This window comes from Caballeronia sp. (assembly GCF_028292365.1).
In the GTDB taxonomy this organism is placed as follows: Bacteria; Pseudomonadota; Gammaproteobacteria; order Burkholderiales; family Burkholderiaceae; genus Caballeronia.
This window is the reverse complement of sequence record NZ_JAQGMM010000231.1, coordinates 1-23,834: the sequence shown is the minus strand read 5'-3', so window position 1 is coordinate 23,834 and position 23,834 is coordinate 1. Positions and strand designations below refer to the sequence as shown.

Annotated in this window: 23 protein-coding genes; 9 read left to right on the top strand and 14 right to left on the bottom strand. The window is 60.7% G+C overall.

The genetic code is table 11. The features are described from left to right. Nucleotides 1-105: 105 nt before the first annotated feature. The 3 genes from JWR14_RS14235 to JWR14_RS14225 all read right to left on the bottom strand — a co-directional run bounded on the left by JWR14_RS14235 (nt 106) and on the right by JWR14_RS14225 (nt 2,815). Nucleotides 106-936: a 3',5'-nucleoside bisphosphate phosphatase gene (locus tag JWR14_RS14235; RefSeq protein WP_299707729.1), complete on the bottom strand. Its 831-nt coding sequence runs from the start codon at nt 934-936 to the stop codon at nt 106-108. Between the two features lie 101 nt (nt 937-1,037). Further along, a complete protein-coding gene (locus tag JWR14_RS14230) occupies nt 1,038-1,955 on the bottom strand; it encodes an alpha/beta hydrolase (RefSeq protein ID WP_299707708.1) in 918 nt (305 codons plus the stop codon). Then, on the bottom strand, nt 1,952-2,815 hold the full coding sequence (locus JWR14_RS14225; RefSeq protein ID WP_299707706.1) for a ferritin-like domain-containing protein: 864 nt from the start codon (nt 2,813-2,815) through the stop codon (nt 1,952-1,954). Before JWR14_RS14225 ends, JWR14_RS14230 begins: the two co-directional genes overlap by 4 nt. 407 nt (nt 2,816-3,222) lie before the next feature. On the opposite strand from JWR14_RS14225, the gene JWR14_RS14220 reads away from it, so the two are divergent. The 3 genes from JWR14_RS14220 (at nt 3,223) to JWR14_RS14210 (ending at nt 5,258) form a co-directional block, all read left to right on the top strand. Then, nucleotides 3,223-3,747, top strand: a complete 525-nt coding sequence (locus tag JWR14_RS14220; RefSeq protein WP_299707704.1) for a gamma carbonic anhydrase family protein — start codon at nt 3,223-3,225, stop codon at nt 3,745-3,747. A gap of 43 nt (nt 3,748-3,790) precedes the next feature. Continuing rightward, a complete protein-coding gene (gene hslO, locus JWR14_RS14215) occupies nt 3,791-4,762 on the top strand; it encodes an Hsp33 family molecular chaperone HslO (RefSeq protein WP_299707702.1) in 972 nt (323 codons plus the stop codon). A 136-nt stretch (nt 4,763-4,898) separates the two neighbouring features. Further along, a complete protein-coding gene (locus JWR14_RS14210; RefSeq protein ID WP_299707700.1) occupies nt 4,899-5,258 on the top strand; it encodes a hypothetical protein in 360 nt (119 codons plus the stop codon). A gap of 114 nt (nt 5,259-5,372) precedes the next feature. Here JWR14_RS14210 and ftsB read toward each other — a convergent pair whose 3' ends face one another. The 11 genes from ftsB to JWR14_RS14165 form a co-directional block, all read right to left on the bottom strand. After that, nucleotides 5,373-5,828 (bottom strand): cell division protein FtsB, encoded by a 456-nt coding sequence (gene ftsB, locus JWR14_RS14205; protein WP_299707698.1) that lies wholly within the window; start codon nt 5,826-5,828, stop codon nt 5,373-5,375. Between the two features lie 126 nt (nt 5,829-5,954). Beyond that, entirely contained in the window at nt 5,955-7,238 is a 1,284-nt protein-coding gene (gene eno, locus JWR14_RS14200) for a phosphopyruvate hydratase (RefSeq protein WP_097262069.1), read from the bottom strand. Nucleotides 7,239-7,319: 81 nt separating this feature from the next. After that, nucleotides 7,320-7,442, bottom strand: a complete 123-nt coding sequence (locus tag JWR14_RS38545) for a DUF1330 domain-containing protein (protein ID WP_366144538.1) — start codon at nt 7,440-7,442, stop codon at nt 7,320-7,322. Beyond that, nucleotides 7,426-7,545, bottom strand: a complete 120-nt coding sequence (locus tag JWR14_RS38540; RefSeq protein WP_366144537.1) for a DUF1330 domain-containing protein — start codon at nt 7,543-7,545, stop codon at nt 7,426-7,428. Before JWR14_RS38540 ends, JWR14_RS38545 begins: the two co-directional genes overlap by 17 nt. Nucleotides 7,546-7,700: 155 nt before the next feature. Next, nucleotides 7,701-8,555, bottom strand: coding sequence for a 3-deoxy-8-phosphooctulonate synthase (gene kdsA / locus JWR14_RS14195; protein ID WP_299707694.1), 855 nt, complete (start codon nt 8,553-8,555; stop codon nt 7,701-7,703). Further along, a complete protein-coding gene (locus tag JWR14_RS14190) occupies nt 8,552-10,276 on the bottom strand; it encodes a CTP synthase (protein WP_299707692.1) in 1,725 nt (574 codons plus the stop codon). Before JWR14_RS14190 ends, kdsA begins: the two co-directional genes overlap by 4 nt. Before the next feature lie 175 nt (nt 10,277-10,451). Then, nucleotides 10,452-11,318 (bottom strand): alpha/beta hydrolase, encoded by an 867-nt coding sequence (locus JWR14_RS14185; protein ID WP_299707690.1) that lies wholly within the window; start codon nt 11,316-11,318, stop codon nt 10,452-10,454. Nucleotides 11,319-11,376: 58 nt separating this feature from the next. Continuing rightward, entirely contained in the window at nt 11,377-13,959 is a 2,583-nt protein-coding gene (locus JWR14_RS14180; protein WP_299707688.1) for a DNA internalization-related competence protein ComEC/Rec2, read from the bottom strand. A 92-nt stretch (nt 13,960-14,051) separates the two neighbouring features. Beyond that, complete coding sequence (locus JWR14_RS14175) at nt 14,052-14,840, bottom strand: TatD family hydrolase (RefSeq protein ID WP_299707686.1); 789 nt, start codon at nt 14,838-14,840, stop codon at nt 14,052-14,054. Nucleotides 14,841-14,856: 16 nt separating this feature from the next. Further along, nucleotides 14,857-15,564, bottom strand: a complete 708-nt coding sequence (gene lolD, locus JWR14_RS14170) for a lipoprotein-releasing ABC transporter ATP-binding protein LolD (protein ID WP_299707684.1) — start codon at nt 15,562-15,564, stop codon at nt 14,857-14,859. Beyond that, nucleotides 15,557-16,810: a lipoprotein-releasing ABC transporter permease subunit gene (locus JWR14_RS14165; protein ID WP_299707682.1), complete on the bottom strand. Its 1,254-nt coding sequence runs from the start codon at nt 16,808-16,810 to the stop codon at nt 15,557-15,559. The genes lolD and JWR14_RS14165 overlap by 8 nt, the downstream gene beginning before the upstream one ends. A gap of 421 nt (nt 16,811-17,231) precedes the next feature. Between JWR14_RS14165 and JWR14_RS14160 the strand changes: the two genes are divergently transcribed. The 6 genes from JWR14_RS14160 to lysS all read left to right on the top strand — a co-directional run. Further along, nucleotides 17,232-17,519: a type II toxin-antitoxin system RelE/ParE family toxin gene (locus JWR14_RS14160; RefSeq protein WP_299707680.1), complete on the top strand. Its 288-nt coding sequence runs from the start codon at nt 17,232-17,234 to the stop codon at nt 17,517-17,519. Between the two features lie 12 nt (nt 17,520-17,531). Continuing rightward, nucleotides 17,532-17,834, top strand: a complete 303-nt coding sequence (locus JWR14_RS14155; protein WP_299707678.1) for a HigA family addiction module antitoxin — start codon at nt 17,532-17,534, stop codon at nt 17,832-17,834. Between the two features lie 368 nt (nt 17,835-18,202). Further along, nucleotides 18,203-19,312, top strand: coding sequence for a regulator (locus JWR14_RS14150; protein ID WP_299707676.1), 1,110 nt, complete (start codon nt 18,203-18,205; stop codon nt 19,310-19,312). An 84-nt stretch (nt 19,313-19,396) separates the two neighbouring features. Next, a complete protein-coding gene (gene recJ, locus JWR14_RS14145; RefSeq protein ID WP_299707674.1) occupies nt 19,397-21,103 on the top strand; it encodes a single-stranded-DNA-specific exonuclease RecJ in 1,707 nt (568 codons plus the stop codon). A 105-nt stretch (nt 21,104-21,208) separates the two neighbouring features. Beyond that, a protein-coding gene (prfB, locus tag JWR14_RS14140) for a peptide chain release factor 2 (protein ID WP_299707672.1) occupies nt 21,209-22,313 on the top strand; the annotation gives its coding sequence in 2 pieces (ribosomal slippage) (nt 21,209-21,289 and nt 21,291-22,313; 1,104 coding nt in all). Nucleotides 22,314-22,639: 326 nt separating this feature from the next. After that, the coding region (lysS, locus tag JWR14_RS14135) for a lysine--tRNA ligase (RefSeq protein ID WP_299707669.1) at nt 22,640-23,834 on the top strand (1,195 nt) is incomplete at its 3' end.

Genomic DNA, 23,834 nt, shown 5'->3' with positions numbered 1-23,834 from the left:
AGAAGTCGATGAACGCAAGGATCGTGCGCAGCGTTTACGGGGTTCAAACGAGGTTCAATAAAGCAGTTCAACCGCAGCCCGGCTACGAACTGGCCCGGTGCAGCTTTAAACCAGGCATTCCCATACCGGCTTGAGATCGGCGGGAAGCGGCGGCAACTGGCCGAGGTCGATACGCCCCTCGCCTGCCGCATGGAAATCCGAGCCGCGCGATGCGAGAAAGCCGTACCGCCGGGCGACTTCCGCATATTCGCGATACTGGTCCGGCGTGTGGCTGCCGGTCACGACTTCAATCGCGCGGCCACCGAGCTGGATAAATTCATCGAACAACGCGGCGAATTCGACCGGCGAGAAATCGTAACGCCCGGGATGCGCGATCACCGCTTCGCCGCCCGCCGCCTTGATCCATTTCATGGCGTCGGCCAGTTTGGACCAGCGATGGCCGACGAAACCCGGCTTGCCGTCGCCGAGATATTTTGCGAACACGTCCGAGGTCGATTCCGCGTAACCCTTTTCGACCAGATAGCGTGCGAAATGTGTGCGCGAGATCATGGCCGGATCGTTCACATAGTGCAGTGCGCCTTCATAGGCGCCCGCGATGCCGATGCTGGCCAACGCCTCGCCGATGGCTTCACCGCGCGCCTGGCGACCGCTGCGCGTGGCTGCCAGGCCATCGATCAACGCCTGGTTGTCAGCATCCACGTTCAGCCCGACGATATGCACCGTACGTCCCGCCCATGTCACCGAAATCTCCACCCCGCCCAGATACGCCATGCCGAGCGACTGTGCGGCTTCCCGCGCCTCGCGCTGGCCGCCAAGCTGATCATGGTCGGTGAGCGACCACAGCGTCACGCCGCCCGCATGGGCGCGCGCGGCGACCTCGGCAGGAGCGAGTTGGCCGTCGGAAACGGTGGAATGGCAATGCAGATCGGCGTTCATCATGGAAGCTCTGGTAATTAGCAACCATTCTACTGCAACGCGTCAATTGGGTTCTAGCGCTTGACCGATCGTTCGATTACACGTTTCGACACTGGCGGGCCTCAAGCGCAGAACGTCTCGATCAGCGCCGCCACCCGCTCCGGCTGATCGTGATGAAGCATATGGCCGGCGTTATCGACGATCTCCTCACGCCAATCGCTGAACGCGTTGAAACGCTGTTTGAATTCATTGATTGGAACATCGCCGGCGATCATCGCGAGGGTCGGAGAAGCGAGCGCCTCGACGTGCAGGACTTTCGCCCGCACCTTCGACCAGACTGCCATCACCTCGTCGAGCCGGTACAGCAACGGCCCGCGCATTTTGTGCGCGGGATCGGCGAGCAAATGGTAACGGCCGGTAGCATCGTCGGGCCTGGCCCAGTGCTGAGCCAGGAAGCGTGCTTTCGCCAGTGGCAGGCGCGAATTCGTGCGGATCAGCCGCTGGGCGACGTCATCGAGCGTGGCGTACGTGTTAAGCGTTGGCGGCGCGCGCAAATCGTCCAGCCATTGCCCGAGCCGCGCGGGCGAACGTTCCGCTCGGGCAGCTGCCATGCCAAATCCCTCGAGATCGACCACCCGCCGCACGCGCTCCGGCCGCACGCCCGCGTACAGGCAAACAACGTTCGCGCCCATGCTGTGGCCCACCAGGTTCACCGGCTCCCCACGCAGCGACGCAGGCGCGATGTTGTCGTAGTGGTCGAGCAGCGCATCCAGATCCGCCAAATAGTCCTGGAACCAGTAATGGCCACTGTTTCCCTTCGCCACCGGCCAGTCCGACAGCCCAAACCCGCGCGCATCGGGCGCGATCACCTGCCAGTCGCTCGCGAGGGCATCGACGACAAATTGAAACGATGCCGAGATATCCATCCAGCCATGGAGCATGAACAGAGCGGGCGCGTCGGGCGATCCCCATCTGCGCACGTGCAGCCGCGTGCCACGTGTGGTGACGAATTCGGAGACGGGCGTTTTCAGAGTGGTCATGGGGGAGTCGGGGAAATTTGCTTGGAATCGATGTCGTCCAGACCCGCGAGTGCGCGCAACTCGGCTTCGTCGAAACCGGCATCGCGGCGCGCCTCGAAGTTGAACGGGCCACGAAGTTTGGGAGCGTGATATTGCTCGGCAAGTTGCGCGTAGGTGCTATGCGGATCGGTGCCGGACTCACTGCACAGGTGCCGGAACCAGTGATTGCCGATCAGCACGTGGCCGATTTCATCGAGGAGAATCACGTCGAGAATGGCCGCCGATGCGTGGTCGCCCGCTTGAGCGAGGCGCCGGCGAATCGGTGGCGCAGCGTCCAGCCCGCGTGCCTCCAGCGTGCGCGGTACGAGCGCCATGCGGGCAAGCACGTCGCCGCGCGTGCGCTCGGCCATTTCCCACAAGCCGTCGTGCGCGGGAAAATCGCCGTATTGATGACCGAACTCCGCCAGGCGCGCGCTCAGCAACGAAAAGTGACGCGACTCCTCGGCGGCAACCTTGAACCAGTCGCGATAAAACGCGTCCGGCATTGAAGGAAAACGCCAGACGGCATCGAGCGCCAGGTTGATCGCGTTGAATTCGATATGCGCCAGCGCGTGCAGCAGCACGGCACGCCCCGCGTCCGACTGCATGCTCCGGCGTTTCAGCGATGATGGCGCGACCAGTTCCGGCGCTGTTGGCCGGCCAGGCAGATCGAGTGGATCGGGAATGTGGGCAGTGGTGTCGAGCGTGGTTTCGCCAGACAACAAGCGCTCGTAGAACCGCTGGGCAGCGCTCGCCTTGGTAGCGGGATCGCGCTCCCTGAGCAACGCTAGCGCAGTTGGCCGGACACTGGTGGACGCAAAATAATCGAGCTGTTCGGACATGATTGCGAGTGCTTTTGGGTGCTTTTGGGTGCTTGTGCGGCGCTTTTAGGCGGTAGCGGCTGATCGGCAGCACCGCTGGGCGCACCGCCGTCCGAAGGGCCGATTCAGAAACCCCGGTTTTGAAAAATGCCCGACTCAGAATCCGTCGATCAGGGCCATGAAAGCCCGGCCGCACGTCGCATTGGCGCAACCGGCTAAAATAGCACTTTCTGCGGAAGATTTTTGGCTTGAGGCGCGCCAGGGCCGCAGTCTATAGCATCGGCAATACCGGCCTGGAATTGCTTGAGATTGAAAATTTCACCCGATTTCAACCCATTTTTATCCAATTGTACCGGTCACACCCGCGCCTCCAGGTCCGTCCGCCAATCCACGCTCATGGCTCGCGTCGAGCCCTCACAGGAGACAAAGTGGCAATCTATAAGCTCGGCGATGCCGCCCCGACTATCCACGAAAGCGTCTTTGTCGCTGATACGGCGACCATCATCGGCCGTGTGACGCTGGAAGAAAACTCGAGCGTCTGGTTCGGCGCCGCGCTGCGCGGCGACAACGAGCCCATCGTGCTCGGGAAAGGCAGCAATATCCAGGAAGGCGCGGTGCTCCATACCGACCCGGGCTTTCCGCTGACGATTGAAGCCAACGTGACCATTGGCCATCAAGCCATGCTGCACGGCTGCACGATCAAGGAAGGTGCGCTGATCGGAATTCAGGCCGTGGTCTTGAATGGCGCGGTAATCGGCCGCAACTGCCTGGTTGGCGCGGGCGCTGTGGTGACGGAAGGAAAGACCTTTCCCGACAATACCCTGATCCTCGGCGCACCCGCGAAAGCCGTGCGCGAGCTCACGGAAGCAGATATTGCCCAGATGCAGGCCGGGACGCGTGGTTACGCGGACCGTCGCGAATTTTACAAGGCGCAACTCGTGCGGATCGGCTGAACGCCGGTCGACACGCATACGCCGTCGATCAAAGGACCCAAGCGTGGTTAACGACCAGCTTCAAAAATTCATGTTTAACGCGGCGCCAGTGCGCGGCGAAATTGTCTCGCTGCGCGACACCTGGCAGGAGGTGCTCACGCGCCGCTCGTACCCCACGCCCGTCCAAAACGTGCTCGGCGAAATGATGGCTGCGTGCGCCCTGCTGTCGGCGAATCTCAAGTTCGACGGCACGCTCATCATGCAGATCTACGGCGACGGGCCGGTGACCATGCTTGTTGTGCAGTGCAATTCGGACTTGTCGCTGCGGGCAACCGCCAAGCTGGCTGAATCCATTGAAGGCGCGAGCGAAGCGCCCGTGCCAATCACGGATGACATGACGCTCCCCGACCTGCTCAACCGCAACGGCCAGGGCCGCTGCGTGATCACGCTCGATCCGCGCGACAAGAAGCCCGGGCAGCAGGCTTATCAAGGGATCGTGCCGTTGAGCGGTGAGCATGGGCCGCTGGCATCGATGGCGGAAGTGCTTGAACACTACATGCATCACTCAGAGCAGCTCGACACGCGCATGTGGCTTGCCGCGAACACCGAGCGCGCCGTGGGCATGCTGCTGCAAAAGCTCCCCGGCGATGGCGGTATCGTTCCGCATCCGGGCGAACACGACGCCGACACTTGGCAACGCGTATGCCATCTCGGCGGCACGTTGTCGAACGAAGAGTTGCTGAAGGAAGAACCGGAAGTGGTGTTCAAGCGGCTCTTCTGGCAGGAAAACGTGCAGCATTTCGAGCCGGCGCAAGCGCGTTTCGAATGCACCTGTTCGCGCGAGAAAGTAGGCGGGATGCTCAAGATGCTGGGCCGTAGCGAAGTGGACAGCGTGGTCGAAGAACGCGGCAGCGTGGAAGTGCACTGCGAGTTCTGCAACCAGCGCTACGAGTTCGACCCGGTGGATGTGGCGCAACTTTTTGTGGCCGCTGAAATCTCACTAGGTGTGAGCCCGGCTCCCGATCAACGGCATTGAGTTGCGGCACTGAGTTGCGGAACCAAATTCGCGCCGTCTTGCTGCCTCTGTAACAAGACGTCGCAGGATCGATGTTCCGGTGCTGCGGCGTGGCATGATCCGTTTCCGCCTAGTGTCCGGCCCGCTGGAGGTCGAAATGAAACCGTTCGGATGTGTATTGACGAAACTGACTGTAGCGTTGTCCGGCGCGACGCTGCTCGCGCTCGGCGGCTGCATGATGGATCCGCCGGGGCCCTCACCCATTTACAGCCGCTTGCCGGCTGCGCAGAACCAGGCTCCGCAGCCGCTTTCACCGGCTGAACAGCAGCGTTATAACCAGATCGATCGGCAAGTGCTGGCCGAGCAGCAGCAGGCAATGGCCGCTGAAGCAGCCGCCCAGGCTTATTCGCAGTACTATCGCACGCCCGTCACGGTGTACGGCGGATATTCGAGCGGCGGCTGGGGTAACCGATGGGGAACCGGTTTCGGCTATGGATACCCCGGATATTATTGGTAGCACCTTGGGCGCACCCGGCTAGCGGCGGCGCAGAAATACCCCAAGAAAAAAGCTGTTTCAACTCGCGTTGAAACAGCTTTTTTACATCCGTTGCTTCGATTGACGCGCTACCCGCTAGCCCGCCGGCTTCTTCTTCGCCGCGTCCATCTTGTCCTTCGTCGCTTGCCGCTCGAACGCCCGGCGCTCTTCCTTCGAACGCGACACCGGATTAGGGACTACACGCAACGGCGCGGCGGACACTTGCCCGCGCGTGGACGCACTCGATTGCGCGTTCACCGAGTTAGCAGGCGCCGGCGAATTCGGCGAGACGAACTGCACGAAGACCTCGCTGTCCTTCATCATGCCCATTTCGTAACGCGCGCGTTCTTCAACGGCCGATGTACCGTTCTGCAAGTCCGCCACTTCACCCTGCACGCGTTCATTGCGCAGTTTCAGGTCGGCGTTTTTCTTTGTCTGGTTGACGAGTTGCTGCTGCAGTTCATGGACACGCAACCAACCGCCGTGTCCCCACCACAGTGGATACTGGATCATCGCCAGCAGCAGGATCAGAACAAAGGTGACAATCCGCATTTAAGAGGCGAGAAAACGCTAACACTTCAACTAAATTTGGCGCTGCCCCGGATTCAGGAGAACACGAGGCAGCGGACTGAATAAATCATCGGCCGTCCAGACTAACGTCCAAATCCGGCCCTGCCTTTAGCGCAGATTATAGAACGCCGACTTACCCGGATAACTCGCGATATCGCCGAGATCTTCTTCAATACGCAGCAGCTGGTTGTACTTCGAGATCCGGTCGCTACGCGACAACGAACCCGTCTTGATCTGGCCAGCATTCAAACCAACCGCAATATCCGCAATCGTCGAATCTTCCGTTTCACCCGAACGATGCGAGATGACCGCAGTGTAACCCGCGCGCTTCGCCATTTCGATAGCTGCAAAGGTTTCCGTCAACGTGCCGATCTGGTTGATCTTGATCAGGATCGAATTGGCGATACCCTTGTCGATACCTTCCTTCAGGATGCGCGTGTTCGTCACGAACAGGTCGTCGCCCACGAGCTGGATCTTCTTGCCGAGTTTGTCGGTGAGAATCTTCCAGCCGTCCCAGTCGCTTTCGTGCATGCCGTCTTCGATCGATACGATCGGGAATTTATCGGCGAGCGTAGCGAGATAATCCGTGAATTCCGCCGACGACAACTGCAAACCCTCACCTGCCAGCTGATATTTGCCGTCGTGGTAGAACTCGCTTGCCGCGCAGTCCAGGGCAAGCAAAACATCTTCGCCCGCACGGTAGCCGGCCTTCTCGATTGCCTGGACGATGGTCGACAGGCACTCGTCGTTGCTGCCGAAGTTCGGTGCGAAACCGCCTTCGTCACCTACCGCCGTGCTCATGCCGCGATCGCTCAGGATCTTCTTCAGCGCGTGGAACACTTCGGCCCCGCAACGCAGTGCTTCGCGGAACGTCGGCTGGCTGACCGGGACAATCATGAATTCCTGGATGTCCAGGCTGTTGTTCGCATGCGCGCCGCCGTTCACGATGTTCATCATGGGAACGGGCAATTGCATGGCGCCCGAGCCACCGAAGTAGCGGTACAGCGGCAAGCCGGCTTCTTCTGCTGCGGCCTTCGCAACCGCCATGGAGACAGCCAGCATGGCGTTTGCGCCGAGGCGCGACTTGTTGTCGGTGCCGTCGAGTTCGAGCAGGGTTTTGTCGAGGAAGGCTTGTTCCGATGCATCGAGGCCCATGATGGCTTCGGAGATTTCGGTATTGATGTGTTCGACTGCCTTCAGCACGCCCTTGCCGCCGTAGCGTCCGGCTTCGCCGTCGCGCAATTCGATCGCTTCGCGCGATCCGGTCGATGCGCCCGACGGCACCGCAGCGCGGCCCATCGTGCCCGACTCCAGCAGGACGTCACATTCGACGGTGGGATTGCCTCGCGAGTCGAGAATCTCGCGACCGATGATATCTACGATAGCACTCATGGTTTCCTCAAGAAATGACGGTGAATCAGGTCAGACAGCAGGTCGGTGTTTAACATCTCGCCAGTACGCGCACGCCTGGCTTCAGAGGCCTTCTACGACCATCATGTTCAATTCTCCTGCGCCCGTTCGCACGTGGCGCGCCGCTTCGTATTGAGCGGAGTGATCCCATTTTGTGGCCGTCTCTTCGTCAACGAATGGTGTCAACGAATTCGAGCACGACCGAGGGTGGGCGCATTAATCCATCAAACGCCTCGCTCCGACCTCCACGCACCAGAAACTTACCACCGTATGCTTCAATCGCCTTCATTGATCACGGCTGATACGGGGTGAATTTATCGGGGTCAGTATGGCTCGCGTTCATGAAGACGTAACCTTCTTCATAACACTCCCCACCGGTACGTTGCGGATGTTGATGCTTAAGCGAGCGCCCGCGCTTGAATACACGAGGCGCCCGCAGCGTCTTTAACTGAAATCGTTCTCGAGGAACGGCCCGCGCTTAACGGCCCGATCCAACGCGACGAGTGTCTCCAGCAGTGCTTCCATTCTGTGCAGCGGTACGGCGTTCGGCCCGTCGGATCTCGCGTTCGCCGGGTCCGGATGCGTCTCCATGAACACGCCCGCAACGCCTGCTGCGATGGCAGCGCGTGCCAGCACCGGCACGAACTCGCGCTGGCCACCTGAACTCGTGCCCTGCCCGCCCGGCAACTGGACAGAATGCGTGGCGTCGAAGACGACGGGCGCATTGGTTTCCCGCATGATCGCGAGCGAGCGCATGTCGGAAACCAGATTGTTATAACCAAACGAAACACCACGTTCGCACGCCATGAAACGATCGTCCGATAAGCCGGCTTCGCGGGCAGCGTCGCGGGCTTTGTCGATGACGTTCTTCATGTCGTGCGGCGCGAGAAACTGGCCCTTCTTGATGTTGACCGGCTTCCCTGAACGCGCGCACGCGTGGATGAAGTCAGTCTGGCGGCACAGGAACGCGGGCGTTTGCAGCACGTCCACGACCGATGCAACCGCCTCGATCTCATGCTCCGAATGAACATCGGTGAGAACCGGCAGGCCGAGCTGTTTTTTCACTTCGCCCAGAATCCGCAAGCCTTCGTCCATGCCAAGACCGCGGAACGACTTGCCGGAACTGCGATTGGCTTTGTCGTACGACGATTTGTAAATGAACGGCACGCCCACTTTCGCGCAAATTTCCTTGAGGCGGCCGGCGACGTCGATCGTCATTTGCTCCGATTCAACCACGCACGTGCCCGCGATCAGGAAAAACGGCTGGTCGAGACCCACTTCGAAATCACACAGCTTCATGCTTGCGCTCCGACGGAAACGGCCACGGCCGGCGCGGGTGCAGGTTCAGCAGCAGCGCTCACCGCACCGTTCGCCTTCAGCGCCAGATGATGCGCGCGCGCTGCCTCGACAAATTCCTTGAACAGCGGATGGCCATTGCGCGGTGACGACGTGAATTCCGGATGGAACTGCACGCCGACGAACCACGGGTGCATGGCTTCCGGCAACTCCATCATTTCCGGCAGATCTTCGCTCGGCGTGCGTGCACTGATCACCAGCCCGCCCGCCTCGAGTTGCGGCACGAAGCGGTTGTTCACTTCATAGCGATGCCGATGGCGCTCGTTCACATCGGTACCGTAGATGCGTGCGGCCATGGTGCCCGGCTTGATCGGACATTTCTGTGAACCCAGGCGCATCGTGCCGCCCAGATCCGACTCTTCCGTGCGCTTTTCAACGCGGCCTGCGCGGTCATACCATTCGGTAATGAGCGCAACAACCGGATTGGTCGTCGATGAATCGAATTCCGTGCTGTTCGCATCGGTCAGGCCGGCAACGTCGCGGGCAAATTCGATCACCGCCAGTTGCATGCCGAGGCAAATGCCGAGGTACGGTGTCTTCGATTCACGCGCGTATTTGATCGCCTTGATCTTGCCTTCCGTTCCACGCGCGCCAAAACCACCCGGCACGAGCACGGCGTCAAGATGCTTCAGACCGGCTACGCCGTCCGTTTCGATCTGCTCGGAATCGATGTACTCGATGTTGACCTTCGTCGACGTATGAATGGACGCATGCTTGAGCGCCTCGATCAGCGACTTGTACGATTCGGTCAGTTCCACATACTTGCCGACCATGCCAATGGTGACTTCGTTCTGCGGGTTCTCAAGTTTCTTGACGAGGCCGGCCCACATGCTGAGGTCAGCGGGTTTCGCCGTGAGCTTGAGCTCTTCGCAAATGATATTGTCGAGACCCTGGTCGTGCAGCATCTGCGGAATCTTGTAGATGCTGTCCACGTCCCACACCGAAATGACCGCGTCTTCAGGCACATTGGAGAACAGCGAGATCTTCGCGCGTTCGTCGCCGGGAATCGGGCGGTCTGCGCGGCACAGCAGCACGTGCGGCGAGATGCCGATTTCGCGCAGTTTCTGCACGCTATGCTGTGTGGGCTTCGTCTTGAGTTCGCCGGCCGTCGCGATATAAGGCACCAGCGTCAGGTGCACGAAACACGCGCTGTTGCGGCCGAGTCGCAGGCTCATCTGGCGCGCGGCTTCGAGGAACGGCAGCGATTCGATGTCACCCACCGTTCCGCCGATTTCCACGATTGCCACATCAGGCTCGCCGCACGTGGCCGCAGCCGCGCCGCGCTGCAGGAACGCCTGGATTTCGTTGGTGATATGCGGAATGACCTGAACTGTCTTGCCGAGATATTCGCCCCGGCGTTCCTTGCGGATCACCGACTCGTAGATCTGACCGGTCGTGAAGTTATTGGCCTTGCGCATCTTCGTGCTGATGAAGCGCTCGTAATGGCCTAAGTCGAGGTCCGTTTCCGCACCGTCTTCCGTCACGAACACTTCCCCGTGCTGAAACGGGCTCATCGTGCCGGGGTCGACGTTGATGTAGGGATCGAGCTTTAAGAGGGTGACTTTCAGACCGCGCGATTCGAGGATCGCTGCGAGGGAAGCGGCGGCAATACCCTTGCCGAGGGAAGACACTACGCCGCCGGTGACGAATACATATTTGGTCATCGCTAGGTGCTCGCGGGAAAAACGGATTATACCCGAAAGGCGCCCCATAACCCAGAGCGGCGGGGACCCGATTTAGCGCGAGCGGCGGGTTTTGATTGCCGGTTTTAATCGCGCGTTTATCGGCGGCGTGAATGTGGTTTGGATGGTGCTTTGCCGTGGTATGCCGTCCTATGCACTACGCCCGCAGTCCGTTAAGCGTGCGCTGCAATGCGCGGGCTGTTTCCACCGGGTGTTCCATTGGGAACAGATGACTGCCCTCGATCCATTCCAAATGGCCGCCCACAATACGCTGCGTCATATCCAGCCCAACGTGACGGACTTCCTTCGAATGCGTTCCCGCAATAAACCCGACCGGCACCGGCACGCCATGCGCGACCCGCGCACCCAGCGTACGCGGCAACGTCTTGTAGATGCGAAATTCCACCTCGCGATCAAAAGCAAGCTTGCGTTGGCGGTGGATACCGGCAGCTTCATTGATACCGCCGACGCCGCTTCCCGTGCCAGTTCCGTTACCTCCGTTACCCGCGTCCGCCGGAATCGCGAAATCGATGTAATCCGACAGCATCCGCTCGTCCCAGCGGGCGAACGCGGTTTTCGCATGAAAGTGACGCCATGCGTCTTCCCTGCTCGGCCAGTGCGTGCGCCGATTTTTAGTGGCCGCGGCAGGCGAAAGCCGCGTGTCGAGCCCGGTCCATTGCGACAAACGCAGAAAACTGCTGCGCCAGCCAGCGATCACCGGCGAATCCAGCATCACGACGCCTTTTACCCAATGCGGCCGCTTGAGCGCCGCCATCAAAGAAAGATAGCCGCCCAGCGAATGCCCGACCAGCCACACTTTCACGTCGGCTGGACGCCTGGCGTCAATGTCTTCGAGCAGTTGATCTACCAGATGCGGCCAGTCGCGCGTCACCGGGAAACGCGGATCGTGACCAAAACGTTCGACCGCGCGAATTTCGTAATCGTCGGCGAGTTCGGCGAAAATCGTCCGATATGTCGATGCAGGAAACCCGTTCGCGTGCGAAAAATGCAGGATGTCTTTCAAGCGGCGTGCCCTCTCTTTTTACAACGCTCTATCCAGCGTCTCATTTTTTACGGTCGATTCACCGTCCCATCCAGTAACGCGCGTGAGTCTGCCTGAAACGTTCGATGGACACGTCCGCCGACACTTCCATACGCGCCGCACCGTCTTCGTCGCTGCGCGATAACTCGATATTGCGTAGGCGATACCGCTCGAAAACGGTCGGATGTGGATGATTAAAACGGTTGCGGTAGCCTACCTGAAATACCGCGACGCGCGGCCTCACGGCGTCGAGGAAAGGCTCGGTAGACGACGTCTTGCTGCCGTGATGCGGCACGATCAGTATGTCGGCCTGGAGCCAGGCAGGGTCATGTCGCCCGAGTCGCCCGAGTTGCAATAGCTGGCGCTCGACGTCGGCTTCAATGTCGGCGACGAGCAGCGCCGAGCGCCCCGCCGCGCTTGTCACTTTCAGCACGCATGACGTGGCGTTCGGCTTGGGCGCAAAAGGTCCGGCCGGTGGCCACAGCACGTCGAACACCACGCCGTCCCACTGCCAGCGCTGCCCGGCGACGCAGCGCAACAAAACGCTGCCGTGATCCTGCGCCGTCTTCCACAACGGTTCGCGCGGTCGCAGTGACGCCAGGAATTGCCGGACCTGCATGCTCTCCAGCACCGCGGGCGCACCGCCCGAGTGATCGGAATCCGAGTGGCTGATCATCAGCGTATCGAGAGTTGAGAGGCCGTGCGCGAATAGATATGGCACGACAAGCCGCTCGCCCGCGTGCGTGGATTCGGGGCCCGGACCTGCATCGAAGAGCAAGGTGTGATGCGTGGTTTCGATCACGATAGAAGATCCCTGGCCAATGTCGAGCGCCGTCAAGCGAAACGTGCCGTTCGGAGGCGCATGAGAGACAGGAAGCGCGAGCGGCAACCAGGTGAGTGGAGCCGCGAACCGCAGCGGCCAGCCGCGCGGAGCGAGCGCCCACATCACGCCGAAGGCCGCTGCTATAAGCGCAAAACGATCCGGCTGCGGCAGCCGCCAGAGCGTCCATGCGGGTCCGGACAAGTGGGCAAGCACGTTGAACATCGGGACTAACAAGCTGTGCGCCGCGCGGTACGCAAATACGTCAAGCGGCGCGGGCAGCAAGACGGCCGCAAGGACGGTCGGCGTAACAAGAAAGCTGATCCAGGGAATCGCGAACGCATTGGCAAGTGGCCCCAGCAGTGGAATCTGGAAAAACCAGTACGCGGTGAGTGGCGCGAGTCCGAGCGTGATTGCATATTGCACACGCGCACTCGATGCAATCCCGCGGCCGATCCGCCGTGCTGTAGGTCTGAACCATGCCGGCAAGCGAACGCGGACTCGCCCGATCACGTCGCCAAGCCGATCGCGAATGTGGCGGAGTGGTTGAGCATCGCCTTCATCGCCTTGATCACCGAATTCCTCCGACGAACGGTCCTCGTCTGCCTGAGGCGCCGCGAACTCCTCCGCGAATCCGACCGACGCCTGGCGCCCGCGCGATGCGATCGCGAACAGGATGGCGGCCACAGCACAGAACGACAACCAGAATCCCGCCGCCGTCACCGCCCACGGATCGGCAAGCAGCACCAACGCCAGCGCCCACGCGAGCACCAGCGAAGACGCCGGCCGGCGGCCGCTCAACACAGCGAGCGCGATGAAGCACAGCATCCACATCGATCGTTGCGCGGGGACGTTGAATCCGGCGAGCGCCGCGTAGAAGGCCGCAAACACCGCCGCACCGGCTGCCGCCGCTTTTTGCGCCGATACGATTAGCGGCGCGGGCAACCCACGCCAACGCAGGCGGCGCCATAACCCACCACTCAACAGCGCCGCGAGCCCCGCGACAAAACCAATATGCAACCCGGAAATTGCGACCAGATGACTGGTGCCGGTTGCGCGCAGCAAGGTCCAGTCGGTGTCGCTGACCATGTCCTGGGCGCCTGTTGCCAACGCCACGACAATTCCCCGATGAGGAGCGCCGTCGAGTGCCTTTAAAACCCGCTCGCGCAACCGCGCTCGCCAACGATCGATAGTGAGCGCGAAGCCATGTGCATCGGCAGGCAAACGTCGAGCCGCGCCCGGCATGGACACGTAACCGGTCGCACGAATGTTACGGGCGAGCAGCGCCACTTCAGCATCGCGACCACGAAAATTGGCATTGCCATGTGGGCGTTTTAATCGCGCGACCAGCGTCCATCGTTGACCAGCCCAAAGAGCAGGCGGCGGTGCGGCGGCAGGACCGCGTTTTGATCCGTCCAAGGCTAGCCACGATAGTTGTACGACCCGCGGGAAATTTGGCAACGCAGCTTCGTTCGATTCGACTTCAAACAGGAACCGTGTGCTGTCCGCGCCTTGCAATGGCAATCCGCGCACGAATCCAGTCAACTCGATGTTGCGATTCTCGAACGCAACGGGCAAGACGCGTTGCAATCGCGTGTCTGCGCGCCAGGCGGCGTAACCGAAGCCAATAATCAATGCAGCCGCAATCAGCAATGCCGCGCGAAACCGCAGGAAACAAACCGCGAGCGCGCAGGCAAGCGCGAGCAGGAGCAAAAGCGCCCACAGAATAAGGGCGCCGGGCAACACAGCTTGCTGCTGCAAACACGCGATTCCCAGCGCAAAGCCAATCAAGATACCCCGCACGCCCGCTCCTCAAAAACTCGACGCGAGCGCAGACGCATCGAAGGAGAGAACTGCCCTTCAATGCCTGCAATCGAACGAATACGAGGACCTGATTATGCGGAGATAAGGCCGAGCCGCGGCAGCGCGGCGAGCGCGTTAGCCGTTGTGCCTAGAGAAAGCGTCGCTTCGTCAATACCGCGCAATTCTGCAAGCACCCGCGCAATGCCAGGGACCTGATCCGGCGCGTTGCGGTGCTTGTAGAGCCATGAAGGCGCGATATCGGGCGCATCGGTTTCGAGCACGATCGCGTCCAGCGGCAACTCTGCAGCGAGACGTCGAATCTGGCGAGCGCGCTCGAAGGTCAGATTACCGCCAAAACCGAGCCGCATGCCGTGCGCGATAAACGCTTCGGCCTGCTGAAAACTGCCGTTGAACGCATGCGCGATACCGAGTTTGACGGAGCACACCCGCAGGCCCTTGAGCACTTTGTCCTGCGATTTGCGCACATGGCAGATCACTGGCAAATCGAATTCGCGTGCGAGCTTGAGCTGCTCGTAATAGAAGAAAGTCTGGCGCGCGTCGTCGAGACCGGGGACGAAATAGTCCAGCCCGATCTCGCCGATACCCACAAACCGCGGATCGTCCATGCTCGCGGCAATTTGCTCGCGCAGCGCGCGGAGATCGTCGTCTTGCGCCCGCGGCGTGAACAACGGGTGAATGCCGAGCGCGTAAGCACCGCCTTCAATGCGATGCGCAAGCGCACGCACGCGGTCGAAATTCTGGCGTTCCACGCCCGGAATCACGATCCGCGAGACGCCCTCTTTCAACGCCGATGCCGCGACGTCATCGCGGTCGGCATCGAATTCGGATGCATCGAGATGGCAATGCGTGTCGATCCACATGCAACGCCTCCAGCATTTAAACGGGGACGACCGGCTCCTCGAACAACACGCCGTCACGCAAGCGCATGATGCGGTCGCAGCGCGCGGCGAGATCGGGATCGTGCGTAACGATTACGAAGCTTGTCTCGAACGTCTGCGACAACTCCAGCATCAAATTGAACACCGTGTCCGCAGTGGCGCCGTCGAGGTTGCCGGTCGGCTCATCGGCGAGCACGCATGCCGGGCGCGTGACCAGCGCGCGTGCAATCGCCACGCGCTGACGCTCGCCACCCGACAACTCGCCCGGCCGATGTTTGGCCCGATGGCCAATCCCTACGCGATCGAGCACGGCCATGGCCTCTTTGCGCGCGTCCGTTTCGCTCATGCGGCGAATGCGCAGCGGCATCGCAACGTTATCGAGCGCGCTGAATTCCGCCAGCAAATGATGAAACTGATACACGAAACCGAGCGCACGATTGCGCAACTCGTTGCGTTCGCGTTCGCGCAATGCGGTAAACGGTTTGCCCAGCAATGAAACCTTGCCGGCGCTGGGTTCATCGAGACCGCCAAGCACGTGCAGCAGCGTGCTTTTACCCGACCCGGATGCGCCGACGATCGCCAGTTTCTCGCCGCGCCGGACCTGCAATTCTGCGTTGTCGAGCACTTGCACGTTGAAGCCGCCCTGCACGAACGTCTTTGAAATCGCCGATGCTTCGAGCACGATGTTGCTGTTGTTATCACTCATAACGCAGTGCCTCCGCCGGGCGAACCTTCGCACCGCGCCAGCTCGGATAGAGCGTCGCGAGCGATGACAACACGAATGCGATAAGGCCGATCCGCGCGACGTCGGCGGGGACGAGTTCGGACGGCAATTCGCTGATGAAATACACCGATGGCGGCAGGAACTGCACGCCCAGCAGATGCTCGATCATGGGCACAAGCCACGGAATGCTCCACGCGATAAGGCACCCCAGCGACACGCCGAGCGCCGTCCCGATAAAGCCGATCGTCACACCCTGGATCACGAAGATCTTCATGATCGAGCCGGGTTGCGCGCCAAGCGTCCGAAGGATGGCAATGTCCGCTTGTTTGTCGGTCACCGTCATCACCAGCGACGACACCAGGTTGAACGCCGCCACCGCAATAATCAGCGTCAAGATGATAAACATCATGCGTTTTTCAATCTGTACGGCCGAGAACCAGGTCTTGTTTTGCTGCGTCCAGTCGCGGATATAGAGGTCGCCGGTGAGCGTTCGCGACAGTTGGCGTGCGACTTCCGGCGCGCGCTGCATGTCCTTCAGCTTCAGGCGAACTCCCGTGGGCGCCGGCAGTCGGAACAGCGCCTGGGCGTCGGCGATCGAAATCAGCGCCAGCGTGGAGTCGTACTCGTAGTGCCCCGACTCAAACACGCCGACCACGGTGAACTGCTTGAGCCGCGGCAACATGCCCGCCGGCGTGATCGTGCCTTCGGGCGCGACCAGCGTGATCTTGTCGCCTGTGGTCACACCCAGATTGGTCGCCAGATCTGCGCCCAGCACAATGCCGAAGCTGCCCGGCACGAGATCGGTGAGCTTGCCGCCCCGCATCTCCTTGCCGATATCCGAAACCTGCGGTTCCAGCGATGGCTCAACACCCCGTAACGCCACGCCGCTGACCGCGCCTTGCCGCGTAAGCAGCGCCTGTGCGTCCACGTAGGGCGCCGCGCCGATCACTTCCGGATTCTTGCGCGCTTCCTGCGCGGTCAGTTGCCAGTTGGGCATGGACCCGGTCGGCGAGAATACTTCGACGTGCGCGAGCACGGACAACATGCGGTCGCGAACCTCTTTCTGGAACCCGTTCATTACCGAGAGCACCACGATCAGCGCCGCGACGCCAAGGGCGATACCAGCCATCGATACCAGCGCGATAAACGAGATGAAACCGTTGCCGGTGGTGCGTTTGCCGGCGCGGGTATAGCGCCAGCCGATCTGCCATTCGTAGGGAAGTTTCAAGCGATTCCTTTTCAGCGTTCTAACGTTCTTCGATCTTTACATCGCACATGCGGCGCGCCTGAACCTTGCGACTTGGCGCCTTTTTCCAACCTGTTCCTGCCCATCGAGGCGTTGCCATGACAACACCTTCTCATTCCTTACCGCATCGATCTGGCGCGAGCGGGACGCACCGATCCGTCTGCGATCAAGCGCGAAGTTTGCCACACAATTCTTAGCCGAACCTTTAGCCCGGACGACTCGGCAGAGCGAAAAACCATGGCGCGAGCCACCATGCTGGCCATTCGGACGACTTCCCACGCCCATGCCGCAGTTCATACTCGCCTCACTCACCCACACGGCAATATCCCCTCAAAAACTCAGCCTCTGCCGTCGCGACGGCTTATGGTCATAACTATTGACGTATTACGTAAAACGTTATACGATGAACATAATGATACAGACGTTCCGATGCAAGGACACTCAAGCACTTTATGAAGGCGGAACACCGAAGCGGTTTCGGGCAATCGCTGATGTCGCGATCAGAAGACTTTCAGCGCTGGATGCTGCGGTGGAAATACGTGATCTGAAGTCGCCGCCCGGCAACCGGCTCGAATCCCTTGCCGGTGACCGGCGCGGTCAGCTCAGCGTCCGGATAAACGGCCAGTGGCGCGTTTGTTTCAAATGGACGACGAAGGGTCCTGTCGACGTCGAAATCATTGACTATCACTGAATAGGAAAGCACATGTCCAAGAACGGCATGCGTCCGGTTCATCCGGGCGAGATCTTGCGGGAAGATTATCTGGTTCCGCTCGAAATGAGCGTGAACGCACTGGCGCTGGCGCTTAATGTGCCGGCTACACGTATGCATGAGATCGTGAAGGAACGGCGCGGCATCACGGCGGACACAGCCTATCGCCTTGCACGCTATTTCGACTCTACGCCCGAGTTCTGGCTAAATCTCCAAGCCATGTATGACCTGAAAACATTGCCAACGCGCAGTGAAATCGATCGAAAGGTTGAACCGCGTGAGTTGTCGCGTGCGTGATGCCGCACGTGACGCATCAAGCCGGGCATGTGCTGCCCCCTGGCTTCGGATGTCGTCGGAAAGCCGTGGGGCAAAGCTTTGAGGCAAGGCCTTCGGAGATGGGTTAGCGAATCTTGTCCGCGAGCGATGGAACCGGTGCCGGCGTGCAACACTCGCACCTCCGCCACTCCCGCCACTCCCGCCGCTCCCGCCGCGCCTCAGCTTTGATGCGGTCCAAGCTCAACTTTTCGTATCCGGCAGCTATCCGGGAATTACCTATGCCGCTTGCTCATACCTGACGCATACGTGATGGACACATAACGCATACGTAACGCAAAGCACACGACGCGAACGGCAGCCCCGGAAAACACCGGGTCCTTTGCCATACAATGCGCAGCATCATGCCCACGTCCAAGCTCCCAGACCTTCACCTTCTCCTGCCGTTCGCGCTGCCATCGGCTGCGGACGCCGCCACCGCGCTGCACAAGCTGGACCGCCCCGCGCTCGATCGGCTGCTCGCCCGCGCAACGCTTAATGAGCGCGTGATCGGCGAGGATTTCCAGCGCACGTTGCCGCACGAGCGCTGGATCGCGCGGCAGTTCGGCGTGGTGAACGAGGCGCCCGGACAAGCCGCCGATGAAGCACCGCTCGCGCCCTATATGTTGCTCGCCGACGGCGGAACGCCCGGCGACACCATCTGGGCATGCATCGAACCGGTGCACGTGCGGATCGCGCGTGATCACCTGGTTCTGATCGATCCGGCAACGCTTGGTATCGACGATCACGAAGCCCGCACGTTATTCGATGTCGCCAAGCCGCTGATAGAAGACCTCGGATTGACCATTCAGGCGCCACGGCCGGTACGCTGGTACGTCGCAGGACCGAATCTCGGTTCGCTGGCGGGTGCGTCGCCGTTGCGGGCGAGCGGGCGCAATATCGAGATCTGGTTGCCACATGAAGCGGGCACCGGCGAACGCTCTCGTGCGTGGATGAAGCTGCAGAACGAAGTGCAGATGGCGTGGTTCGAACATCCGCTTAACGAAGCACGTGAAGCACGTGGCTTGCCCGCGATCAACTCCATCTGGCTGCACGCGCAAGGCGCGCTTCGCGGCGTGACGAGCCCGTTCGCGCAGGTGATGTCGGACGCGCCGGCCACGCGCGGCCTCGCACTGGCAGCCGATATCGCACTACAAGCGCCGCCGGCATCGTTCGCCGCTTTCATGGCTTTAACAACCGCAAGCGATGGCCGCGCGCTTATCGAACTCGATCCGTTTTCCGCGCCCTTCATCGAACAGGACTGGGCGCGCTGGAACGAAGCCCTCGGCACGCTGGAGCGCGACTGGTTCGCGCCCGCCTTGGCCGCGCTCGAAAACGGTACGCTCGGCACGTTGCGCCTCACGTTGTGCAGCGACACGGGCTCTGTGTCGCTGACCGTCACGCGCGGCGCGCTGCGCAAATTCTGGCGGCGGCGTCCGATCGAGGCGCTGCTGATCGAATGAGTGACGCGAATGAACGAAGTGACTAAGTGACTAAGTGACGCAAATAATGAATCGAATGAAACGAATAATCACCGGCCTGCCCGCATGACCCGAATTGTCACCCGCGCGCCCTCTCCCGCCGATGCCGCCGTTCTCGTGCGGCATGGCGTTCATCCTGTCATTGCGCGTTTGTACGCGTCGCGTGGCGTGTGTTCGCCGGAGGAGATCGAGACCGAGCTCAAGAAATTGCACGCGCCCGTCGGACTGAAAGGTTGCGATGAAGCCGCGGCCGTTCTCGCCGATGCGCTGGCAGCGAAACGCCGCATGCTGGTCGTCGCCGACTACGATTGCGACGGCGCCACCGCGTGCGCCGTTGCCGTGCGCGGCTTGCGGATGTTCGGCGCGCAGATCGATTACCTGGTGCCGAACCGGTTCGAATACGGCTATGGCCTGACGCCGGAAATCGTCGCGCTGGCTGCGAGCCGCGCGGGCGGGAAACCGGATCTGCTGATCACCGTGGACAATGGCATTGCGAGCGTGGATGGCGTCGAGGCCGCGAATGCGTTGGGTATCGACGTGCTGGTGACCGATCACCATCTACCCGGCGACGATCTGCCGCCTGCGCGAGCGATCGTGAATCCGAACCAGCCGGGCTGCACGTTTGAGAGCAAGTGCATCGCGGGCGTGGGGGTGATTTTCTACGTGCTGCTCGCGCTGCGCGCCGAGTTGCGTCGTCGCAATGCCTTCACCACCGACGTTCCTGAACCGCGTCTGGACGGCTTGCTCGATCTGGTCGCGCTCGGCACCGTCGCCGACGTCGTGAAGCTCGACCCGAACAACCGGATCCTGGTCGCGCAGGGCCTGAAACGGATCCGCGCGGGACGGATGCAACCGGGCATCGCGGCGCTGTTTCGCGCGGCCGCACGCGACGCCCGCGCCGCATCGGGATTCGATCTCGGTTTTGCGCTTGGGCCGCGGCTGAATGCGGCGGGACGCTTATCGGATATGTCACTCGGGATTGAATGCCTGATCACCGATGACATCGGTCGCGCATGGGAACTGGCGCAGCAACTGGATTCGATCAATCGCGAGCGGCGCGAAATCGAAGCCGGCATGCAAGAGCAGGCGCTTGAAGAATTGGCGAGTATCGATCCGGCGGATTCCGCAACTTTGACGCTGTTCAATCCGGCGTGGCATCAGGGCGTGATCGGAATTGTCGCGGGGCGGCTGAAGGAGAAGTTTCACCGGCCGTCGTTCACGTTTGCCCATGCCGATGACAGCGGCGTTTTATCGAAGGGATCGGGGCGCTCGATTCCGGGATTTCATCTGCGCGACGCCGTCGATCTGATTTCCAAGCGCGAGCCCGGAATGATCGTGAAATTTGGCGGCCACGCGATGGCGGCGGGGATGACGATTGTTACCGCCGATATTCCGCGCTTCACCGCGGCGTTTGAAGCCGTCGGACGCGAGTGGTTAACGTCGGACGCCTTGTCGCGAGTGGTGGAAACCGACGGAGAGCTCGAGGACGCTTATTTCACGCCGCAGTTTGTTGAGTTGATCGATGGCGCGGTGTGGGGGCAAGGCTTTCCGGCGCCCGTGTTTTCCGGGGAGTTCGAAGTGGCGTCGCAGGCGCTGGTCAAGGACAAGCATCTGAAGCTGCAATTGCGGCGCGGGCAGCAGCGGTTCAACGCCATCTGGTTTAATCACACGGAAACGCTGCCGGCGCGCACCGTCGTGGCGTACCGGCTGGTTTCCGATACCTGGAATGGGGTCGCGCGGGTGCAGATGATTGTCGAGCACGCGCTCGGGTGAAGAAACGCCGGACTGGCCGAGGCGCTCGCCCCTAACCGCGAGCCAATACGTCCCGCTCGCTAAGCTATAATTTCCCTCTTAGCCAAAAAACCTGAAAACGATCAAATGGAAGCGGAACGTCTAAACGCAATCGAGAACCTCCTCGCCGACCTGCGCCGTCGCGCTGGCGAGCTCCGGGGGTATCTTTGACTACGACGACAAGGCCTTGCGTCTTGAAGAAGTCAATCGGGTACTAGAAGACCCGAACGTCTGGAACGACTCGAAAAACGCCCAAGCCCTGGGCCGCGAGAAAAAGCTGCTGGACAACGTCGTCACGACCATCACGAACCTCGATAACGATCTCCGCGACACACAAGACCTCTTCGACATGGGCCGCGAAGAAAACGACGAAGACACGCTCGTCTCATGCGAAGCGGACGCGGCAGCGCTCGAAAAACGTGTTGAAGACATGGAGTTCCGCCGGATGTTCTCGAACCCGGCTGACCCGAACAACTGCTTCATCGATATCCAGGCCGGCGCTGGCGGCACGGAAGCGTGCGACTGGGCGGCAATGCTGATGCGCCAGTACCTTCGCTACTGCGAACGCAAAGGTTTCAAGACCGAAGTTCTCGAAGAATCCGACGGCGACGTTGCCGGTATCAAGAGCGCGACCATCAAGGTGGAAGGCGAATACGCCTACGGCTTCCTGCGCACCGAAACCGGCGTTCACCGCCTCGTGCGCAAATCGCCCTTCGACTCGTCAGGCGGACGCCATACGTCGTTTTCATCGATCTTCGTGTATCCGGAAGTCGACGACTCCATCGAAATCGATATCAATCCGGCCGACATTCGCACTGACACGTATCGCGCGTCAGGCGCGGGCGGACAGCACATTAACAAGACCGATTCGGCCGTGCGCCTGACTCATGCGCCCACTGGAATTGTCGTGCAGTGCCAGAACGACCGCTCGCAGCACCGCAACCGCGCCGAAGCCATGCAGATGCTGAAAGCGAAGCTGTACGAGTTCGAAATGCGTAAGCGTCAGGTTGAGAAAGACAACCTGGAAAACAGCAAGACCGACGTCGGCTGGGGTCACCAGATCCGGTCCTACGTGCTCGACAACAGCCGCATCAAGGACCTGCGCACGAATGTGGAAATCAGCAACACGAAAGCCGTGCTGGATGGCGACCTGGACGACTTCATCGGCGCTAGTCTCAAACAGGGCGTATAAGCAACATTCGAGCAACACTCGAGCAAACGGCGATCGGTCGGCGCGGCTTTGGTAACACGTACTCCCGCCAACCGCCAACCGTCTCGCTTCGCTTCGTTCACGGCAATCCATTTCAGTAACGTATTGCAGCAACATAGCGGCGGCGCATCGCAGCATTGCATCGCTAGTAGCTAATAATTAGCGACCATCCGTGAAGCCTGTGTTTCACACGCTGTGTTTCAACGCTCAAGTTCACGCGGCCTGATGCAAACAGCACGCAAACAGCCCAGACGCAGCAGCAGGCCCACGATCAAGCCGCATTCATCGCACTCAAAGCCAAAAACATCATGACCGAACCGACTCAGCCGGGCGCAGCCCCCGAACTGGAAGAAAACCAGATCCTCGCCGAGCGTCGCGACAAACTCCGTGCGCTGCGCGAGCTTGGAATTGCGTATCCGAACGATTTCCGCCCGACGTACCAAGCCGCCGCACTGCAATCCGATTACGCCGATAAAGACAAGGAAGCGCTCGAAGCCGAGCCGCTGCAAGTCGCGGTCGCGGGCCGGATGATGTTGAAACGCGTGATGGGCAAGGCGAGTTTTGCGACGGTGCAGGACGGCAGCGGCCAGATCCAGTTCTTCATCACGCCCGCCGACGTCGGCCAAGAGGTCTACGACGCGTTCAAGAAGTGGGACCTGGGCGACATCATCGCGACGAAGGGTGTTTTGTTCCGCACGAACAAGGGCGAACTATCCGTTCGATGCACGGAACTGCGCCTGCTGACCAAAGCACTGCGCCCTCTTCCCGATAAATTCCACGGCCTCGCCGATCAGGAAATGCGTTATCGCCAGCGTTACGTCGACCTGATCGTGACACCGGAAACGCGTCAGACGTTTATTGCGCGCACGAAGGCGTTCGCCTCGATCCGCAGTTTCATGGCGAAGGCGGATTTCATGGAAGTGGAAACGCCGATGCTGCACCCGATTCCCGGCGGCGCCGCAGCGAAGCCGTTCGTCACGCATCACAACGCGCTCGACATGCAGATGTTCCTGCGCATTGCGCCAGAACTGTATTTGAAGCGGCTGGTGGTCGGCGGCTTCGAACGGGTGTTCGAAATCAATCGCAATTTCCGCAACGAAGGGGTGTCGCCGCGACACAACCCCGAGTTCACGATGATGGAGTTCTACGCCGCGTACACGGATTACACGTGGATGATGGACTTCACCGAAGCGCTGATCCGTCAGGCGGCCGTCGATGCGCGTGGCAACGCGAGCATTGTGTATCAAGGACGTGAACTGGATTTGTCGAAGCCGTTCCATCGGTTGACAATCTGCGAAGCGATCCAGAAATACGCGCCGCAATACACGAACGAACAACTCGCCGATATCGCGTTCCTGCGCACTGAGTTGAAGAAGTTCGGTGTCGATGCGTCGCAGCCGCAGTTCTTGAACGCGGGCGTCGGCTCGTTGCAACTCGCGTTGTTCGAGGAAACGGCTGAATCGCAATTGTGGGAGCCGACGTTTATTGTCGACTATCCGCTGG

What these genes read in the sequence shown, in the direction of transcription:
- JWR14_RS14175 (WP_299707686.1), bottom strand. Translation starts at nt 14,840, where the DNA reads ATGTGGATCGACACGCATTGCCATCTCGATGCATCCGAATTCGATGCC.
- eno (WP_097262069.1), bottom strand. Translation starts at nt 7,238, where the DNA reads ATGAGTGCTATCGTAGATATCATCGGTCGCGAGATTCTCGACTCGCGA.
- JWR14_RS14230 (WP_299707708.1), bottom strand. Translation starts at nt 1,955, where the DNA reads ATGACCACTCTGAAAACGCCCGTCTCCGAATTCGTCACCACACGTGGC.
- recJ (WP_299707674.1), top strand. Translation starts at nt 19,397, where the DNA reads ATGACCCGAATTGTCACCCGCGCGCCCTCTCCCGCCGATGCCGCCGTT.
- JWR14_RS14235 (WP_299707729.1), bottom strand. Translation starts at nt 936, where the DNA reads ATGAACGCCGATCTGCATTGCCATTCCACCGTTTCCGACGGCCAACTC.
- JWR14_RS14210 (WP_299707700.1), top strand. Translation starts at nt 4,899, where the DNA reads ATGAAACCGTTCGGATGTGTATTGACGAAACTGACTGTAGCGTTGTCC.
- JWR14_RS14150 (WP_299707676.1), top strand. Translation starts at nt 18,203, where the DNA reads ATGCGCAGCATCATGCCCACGTCCAAGCTCCCAGACCTTCACCTTCTC.
- JWR14_RS38540 (WP_366144537.1), bottom strand. Translation starts at nt 7,545, where the DNA reads ATGAAGGCGATTGAAGCATACGGTGGTAAGTTTCTGGTGCGTGGAGGT.
- ftsB (WP_299707698.1), bottom strand. Translation starts at nt 5,828, where the DNA reads ATGCGGATTGTCACCTTTGTTCTGATCCTGCTGCTGGCGATGATCCAG.
- JWR14_RS14190 (WP_299707692.1), bottom strand. Translation starts at nt 10,276, where the DNA reads ATGACCAAATATGTATTCGTCACCGGCGGCGTAGTGTCTTCCCTCGGC.
- JWR14_RS14160 (WP_299707680.1), top strand. Translation starts at nt 17,232, where the DNA reads ATGAACATAATGATACAGACGTTCCGATGCAAGGACACTCAAGCACTT.
- JWR14_RS14155 (WP_299707678.1), top strand. Translation starts at nt 17,532, where the DNA reads ATGTCCAAGAACGGCATGCGTCCGGTTCATCCGGGCGAGATCTTGCGG.
- lolD (WP_299707684.1), bottom strand. Translation starts at nt 15,564, where the DNA reads ATGAGTGATAACAACAGCAACATCGTGCTCGAAGCATCGGCGATTTCA.
- kdsA (WP_299707694.1), bottom strand. Translation starts at nt 8,555, where the DNA reads ATGAAGCTGTGTGATTTCGAAGTGGGTCTCGACCAGCCGTTTTTCCTG.
- JWR14_RS14225 (WP_299707706.1), bottom strand. Translation starts at nt 2,815, where the DNA reads ATGTCCGAACAGCTCGATTATTTTGCGTCCACCAGTGTCCGGCCAACT.